The following is a 14752-nucleotide window of genomic DNA, read 5'->3' on the forward strand; positions in this document are numbered from 1 at the left end:
ATAATTCCTATCGATATACTATGCTTAATTACAGTTAATGTCACTTTACCACGATTATCACTGAAAGACAACATTGGGTGCCAGGTACCATCAAGGTACTTGATCTAGCGTGAATTGCCGATGGATCAAACAACAATCCCCGCACTCCACCACGTCAATAACGAGTAGTTCAATCTTGGGAGAACCAAATCATCCTATATCTCATATTCTATGAATAGTAGGACAAACACGATATGATCAATACCTCTACAGATGATCATATACTTCTTTTGAGAGGGGATAACTATTGACTACAATAAAGCCATTGGCGTACAGAGTTTCTGATAACCTCACGAAGGAGCTAAGTATCTTTATTGGCGGAGATACTTTGTTAGGTGATGCGGCACAGAAAATATTGGACAAAGAAGGGTATGTCTATCCATTTAAATACCTAGATCAAATATACAAATCAGCGGATGTGCGGTCATTTAACCTTGAGTCCCCGGTCAGTCAAAATGCAAAAAAGCTCGAAGTGGAAAAAGATTATATTTATAATATGCCGCCTCAAGTGCTTGATGTATTTAAACAAAAAGGGTTCAACGTTTTTTATTTGGCCAATAATCACATGACCGATTACGGACATGAAGGTTTATTGGAAACCATAACACATTTGAATAAAAATTCGATGCTAGCGATCGGTGCAGGAAGAAATAAAAATGAAGCAAGAAGAGCGCTCGTAATAAGGAAAGGAAATATTAAGGTCGCACTATTAAATTATATGAGCTTCAGGAAAAGCTATCATGAGAAATATCAACACTTTGCATCTAAAAATCACAGTGGTGTAGCTGCTTTGTCTAGAACAGCCGTACAGAATGACATTAAGGCTTTAAGAAAAATAGGGATAAACACTATTATCGTGTCCATCCATTGGGGAACAAATTATGAACCCGTATCAGAAAAGCAATTATTAGAGGCAAAAATGGTTGTGAAGGCTGGTGCTGATATTATTGTAGGACATGGATCACACCAATATCAGCCAATAAGCATCTTGGATGGAGTCCCTGTTTTTTTTAGTGTCGGAAACTTTATTTTCAATACACCCGGACGCTCCCCCCTCACCTATGGATTTCCAATTACTTTACACTTTAACAAAAGTGGATTAATAAGGGCAGATATTTGGCCAATCCACACAAATAATAAAATTGTTAAGTTCCAGCCTCGGCACTTATCTGGTAAAGAAGCGTATGAGGCCATCCATGAGTTATATACGAACTCCAATTTAAATGGAGTTAAAAAAGAAATCGACTTTAATAAAGGCGTTTTATTTTTTTAATTGGCTGTGTTAAAGCTTAATATTAATTTTATCCGCTTAGTTGATTGGAGTGGAAGGCGCGTAGACTCCTGGGGGATCAGCATTGAAGTGAGACCCCGCAGGAGCGCAAGCGACGAGGAGGCTCACAAAATGCCCCCCGGAAAGCGAAGCGCCTGGAGCGGAAGTCAACGGACAAATTTAACATAGCCTTTTAATTAAAAGACGCTTGCTGATGAAAATTTTAATAGTCAATTTCTGATAGGGGCAGCACAGCAAATCGCCTATATCTTTACTCGTGGATAGAAAGCCTTTGCCTATCAAAATTTTATTCCATATTGGTGGCACCCCTAAATGGTTAATTAGAAGGATCCCTGGTCTGGGTAGGATTGGGGGTCTTTTTGTGTATTGTCCTTCTTTTGTACCCGGACAATAGTCGAGCAGGTATTGAAATTGGTTCTCTAGAATCTATTACAACCGGGTTCAACCATGTAGTCTAGTATTGTATAACACTTTTAAAAGATTGAATGAAGATATTAGGAGCCTTAATGATTTGTGTAAAAAGATAGGCAGGAAATTGGGAGGTATGTTTATGTTTGAATTTGAGGGATATTTTGACCAAAATGCAAAAATTAAAGTAATCGGAGTTGGCGGTGGGGGAAACAACGCTGTAAACCGCATGATTGAAGATGGCGTAGAGGGTGTAGAGTTTATTGCTGTTAATACAGATGCTCAGGCTCTTAAACAATCAAGGGCAGCGAACACAATGCAAATTGGCGCTGAATTGACAAGAGGTTTAGGGGCGGGGGCAAACCCAGAAGTAGGCAGACGGGCCGTTATGGAAAGTAAAAAGGAGCTTGAAAAATTATTGCAAGGAGCAGATATGGTTTTCGTTACGGCCGGAATGGGCGGTGGCACTGGAACAGGGGCTGCGCCAGCTATTGCTGAAATGGCTCATGCGCTTGGTGCCCTGACGATCGGGGTGGTTACACGTCCGTTTAAATTTGAGGGACGCAAACGTGCAGCTAATGCAGCAAGTGGCATTGAATTCATGAAGAAAGCTGTAGACACATTAATTGTTATTCCCAATGATCGCCTGTTGGAGATAGTTGATAAAAGAACACCTATGGTTGAAGCGTTCCGTGAAGCAGATAATGTCCTTCGCCAAGGGGTTCAAGGGATTTCAGATTTAATTGCTTTGCCGGGGATGATCAACCTTGATTTTGCAGATGTGAAAACAATTATGTCCAACCAAGGAACAGCCTTAATGGGGATTGGTGTTGCTAAGGGGAAAGATCGTGCAGTTGAAGCCGCAAGAGCAGCCATTTCAAGTCCTTTACTCGAAACGTCCATCACGGGAGCCCAAGGAGTATTGATGAATATTACAGGCGGCAGCGATTTAAGCCTATTTGAAGTCCAAGAGGCCGCAAGTATCGTTGCTTCTGCTTCAGACGATGAATTAAACATGATCTTTGGTTCGGTGATTAACGAGAATCTAAATAATCATGTTTTAGTAACAGTGATTGCGACGGGTTTTAAAGAACAAGAAACTCCGTCACCAAAACCGGCCCCTATTAAAGAAGAAAGATTGGAACCGTATGTAGAATTACATCATGGCCATCATCATCGGGCCGAGCGTGATGAATTGCCTCGAAGTGAAAGGATGCGCACACAACCAACTCCCGAATCACTAGATACCCCTGCTTTTTTGCGTAATCGGAGACAACGATAACGGTTAGATTAGAGGGTATTTACCCTAAATTAGGTGCCTGTGCATTACCCGCATAATCTTGTTTCACAAAGATATTTCACATGGTTCTGATGAAAATTTGAAATTTGAGGGGGAGGATTAGCCTGTACAAAATAGCAGTTGCGGGAATAGGGTATGTCGGCTTATTGGGATAAGTCTCTTATTAAGAAAAACACATTGAATTCTCAAATTAAAGTGTTCGGTTTTAGGATGCACGACAGTAAAAAGACATAACAAATGGCATACGCATTGACGTATGCCATTTTTGTTGTTTCATCAAGCTTCCTGATATGATTCAGCAAGGGTTCGACCGTTACGTTCCTGTACTTGTTCAACTACATGTTGGATTGCTTCAATAACATATTCGGGTCGTGGCATTTGCAGACTGTGTCCCTTTCGATCACTAGTCTTATGGATATGGTTGGTTGACCGGGAGGAAAGTTCTTTTTGCATCACGGTCCAATGGTCGCCAAATCCTGGGTTGTTGATAACAGCGATCGGAAGGTCACCAAACTGTGGTTTTTCCATACAGTTATTTAATTGATTTGTGGCAACCTCCAGATGTGCCCATGCACCTTTAAATTCGGCTCCAGCTGCCTTTCCGGCAAAAATACTGTAAACTGTATTTTTCCATTGCCTGTATTCTTCGGCGCTAAGCTGCTGCTTGTAATATGAAAGTTCATTACCATACATTGGAATAATACCTAGAACATTACCAAGGAAACGTGGTATACCAAATGGAGACATGAGTCTTAGTATCTTCAGCATAATGCCGATCATAGCAAAGCCCTGCTTAAACTTGACATCATCCTTGAGAAACTCATGCGTTGAATCTAAGAAAACTAAGCCAGCCACCTGATTAGGATATTTCAAAGCATAGAGTCGGGCAATCAGTCCCCCCAAGGAATGACCCACAAGCACATAGGGTCCAGGGGCACCAGTCTTATCTAGCAGGTTGTTTAGTTCTTTGATGGTATTTTCGGGAGTTGGCTCGGGACCGGGATCACTCGAGCCCATACCTGCACGGTCATATGTAATAACTCTAGTAAACTTAGATAATTCTTTGCGAATATGTATCCACGAATAAGAGGAATCACCCGCGCCATGTATCAGGACGACCGTGGTTCCCCCTTGACCAGTATCCGTTAGATGGAGGCGATAACCGCCAACATCAATCATTTCACCGGTATGGGGTATTCCCGCACCCCTTCGCCGTAAAACTTGTTCGTATACCAATCCAAGTAAAAGTAAACCTGCCAATACGACTAATCCAATTAACATCTATCCCCCTGCTTTCCCCAATGGTTTCGCCTTAAAAAATAAATCCCTATTTAAAATATAACAACCAAAGGTTCTATCCACAACATACAAGTGGGCTTTATTATCGGCAAATAATTGTGCGATGAACAGGCACCCTATCAAGGCAGCTTAAACATTTTACATCTTATGAAATGATCGTTTCTTTTATAACCAAAGAAATGATAGTGAACAAAAGCATTCTCGTGCTCCATTCCTAATTATTACATGAGCTGTGTACATAGATTTTCGTATATTTATGGAAAAATGAGGCAAAAGAACCGCCCCTAGCTTCGTAATATGGGAACTTATGACTCTCTCATTATTTTGAATATTTGGTAAAATGAATTTATACTTGTTTAATAGGGGAGGAGAAAAGCTTGAGGAGTTCTTGGAAATCTTGGTTAGCGGTTTTATTTAGTATTCTTTTGATTGTGGGGACGCTTCCTTTTAGCGTGGAGGCTAAAGGGAAGGAGGTTGATTATGGAAAGTACAGTCAGGTTGCGGTTGGAAAAGATGGTATGGTTGCTACTGCCCATCCGTTAGCATCTGAAATTGGGGCTGAAGTATTAAGGACAGGCGGAAATGCCATTGATGCTGCTGTGGCCATTCAGTTTGCTTTAAATGTTGTTGAACCGATGATGTCTGGGATCGGTGGCGGCGGCTTTATGATGGTGTATGATGGAAAAACAAAAGACACCACCATCATTAATAGCCGAGAGCGTGCACCAGAAGGGGCAACTCCGGATATGTTTTTAGACAAAAACGGAAAAGCGATTCCCTTTGCTGAACGTGTTGAGAGCGGTACAGCGGTTGGTGTACCAGGAACATTAAAAGGGCTTGAAACTGCACTGGAGAAATGGGGTACACGCCCAATGCAGCAGCTGATTGGTCCAGCGATTAAGCTTGCTGATAAAGGCTTCCCAATTGATTCGGTGCTGGCAAGTGCAATCGAGGATAGCAAGGAAAAGCTATCAAAATCAGCAGCAAGTGATGTCTTTCTTCCGAATGGAAAGCCGTTAGAAGAAGGGGATACTCTTGTTCAAAAGGATTTAGCCAATACCTTTAAAATGATTCGCTCTAATGGTGCCGATGCTTTTTATAAAGGATCAATTGCTGAAGCGATTGCGGACACTGTACAGCAATACGGCGGTTCGATGACTACAAAGGATTTAAATAAGTATGATGTGACGATTGACCAGCCAATTTGGGGAGATTACCAAGGCTACCAGATTGCCAGTATGCCGCCGCCAAGCTCGGGAGGCGTATTCCTTTTACAAATGTTAAAGACTTTGGACAATTTTAATCTTTCTCAATATGATGTGAAATCATGGGAAAAATATCATCTGCTTGCGGAAACGATGCATCTAGCCTATGCTGACCGTGCGGCCTACGCAGGTGACCCTGAATTCGTCAACGTACCGTTAAAAGGGCTTTTGCATTCGGAGTATATTAAGGAACGCCAGGAGCTTATTAGCTTAGATAGCGTAAACCAAAATCCAACAGCGGGCGATCCTTGGAAATACGAATCTGCTTCAGCAAATTATAAGGCTACTAAACAGCCGACAGACCGAAAGTATGGCGAAACAACTCATTTCACGGTAGCGGATCGATGGGGAAATGTTGTTTCTTATACAACTACCATTGAACAAGTGTTTGGAACGGGTATCATGGTTCCGGGATACGGCTTTATGTTAAATAACGAGTTAACAGATTTTGATGCTGTTCCTGGCGGTGCCAATGAGGTACAGCCAAATAAACGCCCATTGAGCAGCATGACACCAACGATTGTGTTCCAGGATGGCAAGCCGGTATTAACCGTTGGATCACCAGGAGGGCCGACTATCATTACTTCTGTATTACAGACCATTCTGTATGCGATTGAGTACGATATGGAGCTAAAGGCAGCGGTTGAAGAGCCAAGAATTTATACGAATAATCTAAGCTCTTATCGTTTTGAAGAAGGGATTTCCCAAGAGGTCCTGACTCAGCTTAATAAGATGGGGCACAAATTTGGAACAGGTCCCGTAGAAATAGGAAATGTACAAAGCATTTTAATCGACACCGAAAATGGCACGTTTAAAGGAGTGGCTGATTCCAGCCGTAACGGAGCTGCCATTGGCGTTGATTTTAAAGGAAATAGATAATACACAGGGACGGTTTTCCTGCTTCGTGAAATGAAGCGGGAGAACCGTTTTCTTGCTTCAGGAAGTTGCAATTCACTTCCCGAATAATCTTGTTTTACAATAATGTTTCACGAGAGATTAGTATAATATAAGAAAAGGAGAGTATCTTGAGTGGCTCTCCTCTATTTAGATTGTAACCAATTATTTCTAGAGCCATGCTTAAATCCAACATTGTTCGATTGATGCCTGGTGTACAGTTTCTGTGTTATAATATAACAAACTTATTAGAGGTGATGGATGATGAAGAACGAATTAAAGGAATTATTACGTTCCGTTTTAAAAGAAGAATTATTAGAACCAATCAATAAACGTTTGGATGTTATTGAAAAAGATGTGAAAGTGATTAAAACTGGACAAGAACAACTTCAAAAAAACATTATCGAGAGTCTTGGACAATACACTGAGAAAATCGCTGACCATGTTGACAATAAAACAGCAGCATTGAATAAACGTGTTTATGATGTAGAAACAGAGATTCAAAGGTTAACCAGACAATAACACTCTAAGAGCATCCGAGATAGATCGAGATATATAGAACAAATAGAGAGTTAACGTTATTCTATGTGTTGATTTTGAATTTGAAAGTTATATGAACTGGAATCTCTATCCGGCTAATTTTATATTTTTCCTCTCATTTATTTAGATCCATATGCAGGATTTTTTTATAACATATATGGAATATACAAACTATGATAGTATAGTAACAACCCAATCCGATCCAATTCTGTACATTTAACTCTTCTGTATGATCCACATAACGAAAATATTGTAAGCCCCATTTTATTTTCCCTTTTCTAAAATCAATCGTTTCACCACCCGAATAATCTTGTTTCACAATAATGTTTCACAACAAGTGAACAGGATGACAAAGTAAACTACTAGTAGTTTACTTGTTTTTTAGTTGCTTGGAAATAAAATTACATTCTGGATTTTGGGGGGAGGTTAATCTCTGCAAAATAGCAGTTGCGGGAACGGGATATGTTGGCTCAGTGGAATAACCCTATTATAAAGAAAAACACATTGAATTGGGAAATTCAATGTGTTTTTCAGTATTATTTAGGCTTAACAGCAATAAATTCGTCAATCGTTTCAGGGGTATGTTTCCCTTCTTTTCCTGAGAAAAGGTCGATATTAACGGTCACATCCATACAGCCAAGGTAGTTTCCATTTTCATCACGTACAGCCATGAACTTTTGGTAAATTTGGCCGGTTTCTTCACCAGAGCGTTTTGGGAACCAAAATTCCCAATCGTCGCGTGCTCCTGAACGGAAATCATTCAACAATTTTTCCACATGATGAGCCATTCTTGGGTGAAGCTCTAGCACATGGCGGCCAATCGCTTCTTTGCGGCGACCATGCACGCGATCTGGATTATTTGAATACCAGCGGAAAATATCGTTGGCATCGCAAAAGCCCATTTCAAATGGCAAAAGCTTGATGATTGAATCCAACGTGCTTGCTTTAATCGCACCAGTATCAAAATTAATAACAGCTTCAGGACTAATTAATTCAGACAATTTATTCTCAGACATTTTTAACTCCCCTTTATACAATCTCTCTTTTGCGAAGAATATAATAGTACAAATATTAGTGAGAAAAAACCTGCTTGTTTTTAGGTGATTATTATCTCTTACTACATTAATAATGATAGCATTAATAATCTCAGTGAAATGTGATTTATCTCACAAAAATAGGTAATGAATTGTAATTGATGCGGACAGGGGGACAGGCACCATGTCCATCCATTATCTTACAGAATATATTCTTGTATTCATTGAGATCTTTAATGGTTCAATTTTTGATGTGTTGAACAATTAACTTGTCACCAGCAGAATGGGGGTGTAATCTCCTGCTGTTCAGAGAAGGACAAGGGGGTGGTGCCTTTCACCGCCCTATAATCTTGTTTCACATAGATAGGGTGGCCTAATAGTAAAAGTACCTTTTCTCGCCGTATCTGAATTTATGTTAAAATAAACGCATAAATAAAAAGGTGGACTTGAACCAGCTATCAGTAGTTTTTATATGTTTACTATGAGGGAACAGGTCCCATCTTTAATAGAATAGGTCGAGGGATAAAAATGATTTATTTAAAAAACACCCCAAATTATGCTGGCGTGACAGTGTATGGAGATTATTTAGATTTTGACCAGCTATATGAAGCGCTCTATACGATTTTGCGAGAGGATGAAGAAGAAGGGAGTCCGTATGAAGGGGCCCGTTTAAGAATACTTGGTGTATGTTATGACATACGCCATGCGCTTATGGGTAATCGGGAAGTTGAATTTGTTGATAATGGCCTAGACCGTGATAAAATGAGGCATCTATCGATTGTTGGCAGTGATAAGAACCTTTATCTGACCTTCCAGGTACTGTGGCCTGAGCTACTGTTTGTAACGATTGCCCTGAATGAATTTGTAAAGCAGTATGCAACAAATCAAGCAAAAAGCAGCTACAAACCGATGGAAGATTTCCGGAATATTTGGGATCCTTCGATTGCCCATGTAAAGGGATTTCAGGCTGCCATTGCCAAGTGTATTGAGGAAACAATACCGGCTACTTCTTATAGCAGAATTATGAGATTAATGAACACCAATTACTTTAATTTGTACAATTATGCGACACAGTACCTAGACGAACTGAATTGTAAATTTATCGATATGGATAAGACCAAACGTCAGAAGAATATTACGATTATGGCTAAGCGAATCGCTGAGCAAGGCCAAAAATATCAGAAGGTTAAAAGGGATGTTATGGAGGCTGCCAGAGAGTATCATTGTTCAATGACAAATATTAACCCACTTGTAGAGTATCCGGAAGTCATTGATTGGTAAAATGATATGCTGGGTGGTTAAGTTAGAGGTGTACACCCAGTATAATAAAGGCTAAGGTGAAAATAGAAAAATAAACATTGTTCATTTAAAGAAGTTTAAATTTATTTATAAATATCCCCGCGAGGGCCTATGTCTAATACGATTATTATAAGAGTATCGTTATGTATGCGATAAGTAAACGAAGGGTTCCAATACGAATTCTATAAACATCATGATTGGAGCCCTCTATGGGTTTTACGTTTGGAATGGCGTATGGATTTTCCCGAAGCTGATTTATAACTTCTTTGACTTTTTCCTTTAGCTTAGGAGGCAGTTTCTCATAATATTTTGCAGCAGGTTTTCTTAATTTAATTATATATTTAGACATTTAGGTCATCCCAATCGATGAGATCATCATTTTCTATATCATGTTCAGCTTGTTTCAGTATTTCTTTTTCCTCTTTGCTTAAAGGTGAATTATCAGCCTCTACAATCATTTCTTTTTCATTGTTCTTTTCAATAACAACACTGATAAGATCATACACAAGTTCTGCATCTTGTTCCCTTACGAGATCCACAAGTAAATGAAGGTCTTCCCGGCGAACACTCATAACTTCACCCCTTAAAAAGAGTAATTAAATTAATATTAAGTATAGCTCAAATTAACTTTGCGGTAAACTCAGGGGTGAAGCCTGTTTCAGGATGGTCTGGGTGCACTATCACACCCAAAATATCTTGTTTCACCAATAGCGCAGCAAATCGTATCCATCCGCCTCAAGGATGAAGTAGCTTATAATATTAGCGGTAACCGTGGGTTAAAGCTTGTTGAAAATAGAACGATAGTCATTAGCACTCAAAAACCGACTGAAGAAGTCCATTGATTCTGTGACTGCAAGGAGTCCATTTTAATTTTTGTCTAATAAAAATAACTGGCCCATTCTGGCGGACAGAAAGGGCCGTTACTTTTATTATTTTAGTGTGTTTGCTGAGAAATATTACTTAGCGCTTCACCGGCTTCATTGACGAAAATATTAATTCTAGAAAGATCCCCAATCGCACAAATTCCTACTAATTCTCCGTTTTGAACGACTGGAATCCGGCGAATTTGATGATCAGCCATCATGCGTGCACACTCGTGTACATCTGTGTCCGGAGAACAAGTAACCACATCAGTTGTCATACAATCATGGCAATGAGCGCTATTCGTGTCTTTTCCGTCTGCTACAACATTTAACACAATGTCACGGTCTGTGATCATCCCAACCACTTTTTTTCCTTCACAAACTGGAACCGTCCCGCAATTTACGTCACGCATAATCCATGCCGCGGCAGTTACAGGGTCATGTGGCGCACATACTTTTACATCCTTTGTCATAATGTCCTGAACTGTTTTCACTAGAAATTCACCCTTTATTGAGATTTGTACTGCATTGATAGTGTCTCTAATTTTTAAGAAATTATTAGGGAGGAAGGTAATCTTGAGATTGCGTGCTTACCCGGAATTTTCTGAACGAAAGTTCTTGATAAAGTGCCTATGGAATATTGCTGGTAGGAAGAAAAAAAAGGATCCTAGCAACAGCAAAACTGAAATCTGTCTGAGTCGTAGTTACCTCTAAAAAGTAACTGAGCTAATAACAGCACCAGAGAGTTTGTTAGGGATGTTACTATTTCGAAAAAGCCAGTTAATCAAATGAGGGTCTGTATAAAATTCTTCAATAATAACTTTACCCTCTATCATCATCATGGCAAAGTTTGTTTCTATCTTTATTAAATTTTTGTTCCTATCTTCTACAAACAGTTCTTCGTACTTAATCGGATATTTATCTATATCTGTGCCATAGAGTTTTTGATAGGCATCAAAATCTTCATTGTATTTAGGTCCACATATTTTTCGAAGGACATTGAAAAAATCTGTAATGTTATCAGCAAAGACTTTCATTTTTATTTCACCATGAATCTTTGTTTCATTAATGGTTATATTGAAGAGATCAAAATCAATACGTTCATTCAAAATTTCCTTCCATTGATCAATTGAAAGAATTTCTTTTGATGAGGCACAAAACACATTAATCACACCAATCGTATAATAAGTTCCCACCCGATAAGCCCCCCAAGGTATTATTTTCCCCTACTTAAAAATGTCTTCAGCTTGAAAATAGTTTATAAAATTGGGATAGAAAAAACAAATTCTTGGGAGCATTGGATTGCTCACATATCTGTATTAAAATTAAGAAAAAGATTATTAGAAAGTGTGACGCAATAATTTGGCAAAGAAAAATAAAAAGGGAAATCTGGGTCCAAAACGAAAAAGGATGTCTCGGAGCTCAAGATTACAGAGTTTAAAGGTTAAAGAATGGGTAAACAAATATAATGGGAAAAATATCATTAAAAGTTATTCAAAATGGTATGGAGTTGATCTGGTTTGTGCAATGAAAGAACTAGAAATGCTAGGCTATTCAATTTCAGAGGGCACAAAGGAAAAAACGAGAATGGCAGTGAGAGATCGGGCTTATCAAAAAAAGCTGAGAGAAAAGAGAAAACAGAAAAAAGAAATGTCATTAGATGTATTTGAGTCTGATGAAACCTTTGCGTTTATTGTTGGTTATACTGCGGGAGGCGCTCCTTATGGGGTAACCCACGAAGAAATGGAAGAATTAGTGAACCAAGAAGAAATACATAAAAAGCATAGGTTTGAGGATGATTCGATTTGCGAAGATAAATGGCTTGAGGCGGAGTGGAATGATTTATGTGAAGATGCTGGGTACGAACTCACAAATGAGGAAATTAACGAGCTTTTATTATATATAGATGACCATTTTATCCTAGATGCTGATGCAAAAAGTGTATCGAAAAGAGAAAATAGCAGAAACCAAGCTGCAATGAAAAAAGTTCTTTATATTGAAAATGACGAAATACCATTCTAAAAATCACCTATATTAAATTTCTTATTTGACCATCTGTTATAAAGGGGTTGTTAGTCATGGATGAAAAGATAAAAGAGCTTACTCTTTTACTGCTGTACTTAACATCCTGGGAAGAAAAAGAGTTTTTCGGGGAATGGAGAAGGAGTTGGAAGGGCTATCCTTTTGAGATCTTAGATGAACTTTCTGAAAAGGATTATATTCGAGGAAGCCACCGATCCAAATCCGTTTATTTAACCGAAGCCGGTATCAAAGAGGCTAAGTCTTTAGCAGAAAAATATTTGGGGAATGTGTAAAAGGTTGGGGTATCTTATATGAATATTTTAAATTTCGAAAACTATATAAACAAAACAATTTTAGATAGAGGGCATAGCTATTTTCTTGAAGGAAATGTTGTTAAAGTATACGAAAAGAGTGAAAACGAATATATTTTTCACATTGAGGGAAGCGATCATTACGAAGTGGTTGTTGAACTTGAAGAAGAAGGAGAGATAAAATTTTCCGAGTGTGATTGCCCTTATGATTTTGGGCCGGTTTGTAAACATGAGGTTGCAGCGTATTTTCAGCTTTTTGAAATGATAAGCCCTGGGTCTGGTAAGGAACTGCCAACTAAAAAACCTTATAAGCGGCCTAAGCTTCAAGAGGTACTATCTAATCTTCCGAAAGAAGAATTAATCAAGGTTATTAAAGATATCGCTCAAAATGATAAAACGTTGGAAAACAGACTTATCGTTAAATACTCAAACGGCGACGAACACCAGGAGCTTGCGGCATGTGTGGATTTAATCAAAACGATTGTGAGAAAACATACTGGCAGAGAGGGATTTATTAAATACTACGGGACAAGTGATTTTGTCAACGAACTGGGTGCTGTTCTTGAAAAGGCAAAAAGTACGAAGGATATACTGCTAGCCACAGATATTGCCTTGCTGTTGCTTAAGGAAGCAATCGGGGCTTTTCAATATGCTGATGATTCTGGCGGAGATATTGGTGATCTTGTCGCAGAAACATTTGAGGCAATAGAGGAAATTGCCAATAAGAGTATAGAGAATGGTCATCAAAGAGAAGTATTTGAAAAACTTTTAGCCTATACCGAAAATGAGATTTTTGATGGGTGGGAAGACTTCCAGGTTGATTTACTAAACATTTGCTTAAAGTTTTCAGGTGATAAGAGGCTTAGAGACCAGCTGAGAACAAAAATTGAATCCATGCTAGATAGAAAAACAAACGGTCGAAAATATTGGAATGAAAGCCTGTCCCAAATATTGTTACAGTTAATTGTGCAAAATGGTGATCTAGAGGAAGCGGAACAATTCATATACAGCCACCTTCATTTTTCATCATTTAGGGAAAAATTGCTGAATAAGTATATTCAAGAGAAAGAGTATCACAAGGTAATAGAATTATCTAAAGAGGGAGAAAAGCAGGATCAGCAATATCGTGGATTAGTGACTTGGTGGAAAAAATATAGATACACTGCCTATAAATCCCTCTCATTAATAGAAGAACAGAAAACGCTGGCAAAGGAACTTTTGCTTCATGATGGTGACTTAGTTTATTACGAGGATTTAAAAGAACTAGCCGCAGAAAATCATGAAGAGTTTTATCAAAACTTGAAACATGAATTGAAGCTGCGAAAAGGATGGAATGCGAATCAACTATACCTTAAGCTGATAGATAAAGAGAATGACCTTGCAGAAATATTAGCATTTGTCAAAGACGATCCTAGCTATATAGAAAGCTATGCTGAGAAATTAGCAGAGCATTTTAAAGACGAAACCATAGAAATTTATAAAGAATATATAAAATCCGCGGCAGATACTTCATCCAACCGGAAAAATTATCAAGCCGTTTGTTACAAAATCAAAAAGTATAAAAAACTTGCAGGCAAACCTAAGGTATTGGAATTGATAAATGAACTAATGAGCGAATATAGAAAAAGGCCAGCGTTTGTAGATGAATTAGAGAAAATAAAATAGCAAAAGGGGTGGTGCACTGTCACCACCTCCTGCCTAATATTTCAACCTAAAATATCCCCTAAGTTTTCCACATCAATAATTTTCATTAAATCATTATTTTCCCTTAAATGGTTAACATAACTGTATCAAAAAAAGCTTCGAAGGGAATTGGCATGCACCTTGTTCTGGCGATAATCAGTATTTTAGCTGTCTGTATCAGAAAAGATTATCGGGTATGGAAAACCTATTACCCCACCATGCAAAAGGACAGGGGGACAGGCACCATGTCCATCCATTATCTGACAATACAATTCGATCTCTCATTAAGATTCTCTTTAATATTAATTTTTTCAGGGAAAATAAGATTATTGACGATGTTAGGATATGTAATTGAACCTATGTAATTGGAGCTTTGTTGATACCCCATATTTTTTGATAAGAACAAATCTGTCCCTGTGTTCTTTAAGATGTGCCTATCTGCAATTAAAAAGAGATGAAAAAGCAGCTGGCACATTTGAAATGCCAAGAGTTGAAAATATATAC

Annotated in this window: 14 protein-coding genes; 8 read left to right on the forward strand and 6 right to left on the reverse strand. The window is 38.5% G+C overall.

What is annotated here, in order from left to right:
• Positions 1 to 286 precede the first annotated feature (286 nt).
• Together AC1Q59_RS11850 and ftsZ are read left to right on the forward strand one after the other, a co-directional pair.
• Positions 287 to 1312: a CapA family protein gene (locus tag AC1Q59_RS11850; RefSeq protein ID WP_492366023.1), complete on the forward strand. Its 1026-nt coding sequence runs from the start codon at positions 287 to 289 to the stop codon at positions 1310 to 1312.
• A gap of 568 nt (positions 1313 to 1880) precedes the next feature.
• Positions 1881 to 3020 carry a cell division protein FtsZ gene (gene ftsZ / locus AC1Q59_RS11855; protein WP_492366024.1) on the forward strand — a complete coding sequence of 380 codons (1140 nt, stop codon included), beginning with the start codon at positions 1881 to 1883 and terminating at the stop codon, positions 3018 to 3020.
• 294 nt (positions 3021 to 3314) lie between these two features.
• Here the strand turns inward: ftsZ and AC1Q59_RS11860 are convergent, their stop codons facing one another.
• A complete protein-coding gene (locus tag AC1Q59_RS11860; RefSeq protein ID WP_492366025.1) occupies positions 3315 to 4298 on the reverse strand; it encodes an alpha/beta fold hydrolase in 984 nt (327 codons plus the stop codon).
• 416 nt (positions 4299 to 4714) lie between these two features.
• Between AC1Q59_RS11860 and ggt the strand changes: the two genes are divergently transcribed.
• Positions 4715 to 6481 (forward strand): gamma-glutamyltransferase, encoded by a 1767-nt coding sequence (gene ggt / locus AC1Q59_RS11865; RefSeq protein ID WP_492366026.1) that lies wholly within the window; start codon positions 4715 to 4717, stop codon positions 6479 to 6481.
• A gap of 276 nt (positions 6482 to 6757) precedes the next feature.
• Positions 6758 to 7018 carry a hypothetical protein gene (locus AC1Q59_RS11870; RefSeq protein ID WP_492366027.1) on the forward strand — a complete coding sequence of 87 codons (261 nt, stop codon included), beginning with the start codon at positions 6758 to 6760 and terminating at the stop codon, positions 7016 to 7018.
• Positions 7019 to 7572: 554 nt separating this feature from the next.
• Here AC1Q59_RS11870 and AC1Q59_RS11875 read toward each other — a convergent pair.
• The gene (locus AC1Q59_RS11875) at positions 7573 to 8052 is read right to left on the reverse strand and encodes a PAS domain-containing protein (protein ID WP_492366028.1); all 480 of its coding nucleotides are present in this window, start codon (positions 8050 to 8052) and stop codon (positions 7573 to 7575) included.
• Positions 8053 to 8598: 546 nt separating this feature from the next.
• Here AC1Q59_RS11875 and AC1Q59_RS11880 point away from each other — a divergent pair.
• Positions 8599 to 9351 carry a DUF6904 family protein gene (locus AC1Q59_RS11880; protein WP_492366029.1) on the forward strand — a complete coding sequence of 251 codons (753 nt, stop codon included), beginning with the start codon at positions 8599 to 8601 and terminating at the stop codon, positions 9349 to 9351.
• A 145-nt stretch (positions 9352 to 9496) separates the two neighbouring features.
• Here AC1Q59_RS11880 and AC1Q59_RS11885 read toward each other — a convergent pair whose 3' ends face one another.
• From AC1Q59_RS11885 to AC1Q59_RS11900, 4 genes are all read right to left on the reverse strand, one after another.
• Positions 9497 to 9718, reverse strand: a complete 222-nt coding sequence (locus AC1Q59_RS11885; protein ID WP_492366030.1) for a type II toxin-antitoxin system RelE family toxin — start codon at positions 9716 to 9718, stop codon at positions 9497 to 9499.
• Positions 9711 to 9941, reverse strand: coding sequence for a hypothetical protein (locus AC1Q59_RS11890; protein ID WP_492366031.1), 231 nt, complete (start codon positions 9939 to 9941; stop codon positions 9711 to 9713). The genes AC1Q59_RS11885 and AC1Q59_RS11890 overlap by 8 nt, the downstream gene beginning before the upstream one ends.
• A gap of 362 nt (positions 9942 to 10303) precedes the next feature.
• Positions 10304 to 10705, reverse strand: a complete 402-nt coding sequence (locus AC1Q59_RS11895) for a CBS domain-containing protein (protein ID WP_492366096.1) — start codon at positions 10703 to 10705, stop codon at positions 10304 to 10306.
• 237 nt (positions 10706 to 10942) lie between these two features.
• A complete protein-coding gene (locus AC1Q59_RS11900) occupies positions 10943 to 11428 on the reverse strand; it encodes a hypothetical protein (protein WP_492366032.1) in 486 nt (161 codons plus the stop codon).
• Between the two features lie 166 nt (positions 11429 to 11594).
• On the opposite strand from AC1Q59_RS11900, the gene AC1Q59_RS11905 reads away from it, so the two are divergent.
• The 3 genes from AC1Q59_RS11905 to AC1Q59_RS11915 are packed head-to-tail and all read left to right on the forward strand — an operon-like array spanning position 11595 to position 14230.
• The gene (locus AC1Q59_RS11905) at positions 11595 to 12254 is read left to right on the forward strand and encodes a hypothetical protein (protein ID WP_492366033.1); all 660 of its coding nucleotides are present in this window, start codon (positions 11595 to 11597) and stop codon (positions 12252 to 12254) included.
• A 56-nt stretch (positions 12255 to 12310) separates the two neighbouring features.
• Positions 12311 to 12547, forward strand: a complete 237-nt coding sequence (locus AC1Q59_RS11910; protein ID WP_492366034.1) for a DUF6429 family protein — start codon at positions 12311 to 12313, stop codon at positions 12545 to 12547.
• 18 nt (positions 12548 to 12565) lie between these two features.
• Positions 12566 to 14230, forward strand: coding sequence for an SWIM zinc finger family protein (locus tag AC1Q59_RS11915; protein ID WP_492366035.1), 1665 nt, complete (start codon positions 12566 to 12568; stop codon positions 14228 to 14230).
• The last annotated feature ends 522 nt before the right edge of the window (positions 14231 to 14752 follow it).

Source organism: Cytobacillus sp. MT66, assembly GCF_058792595.1.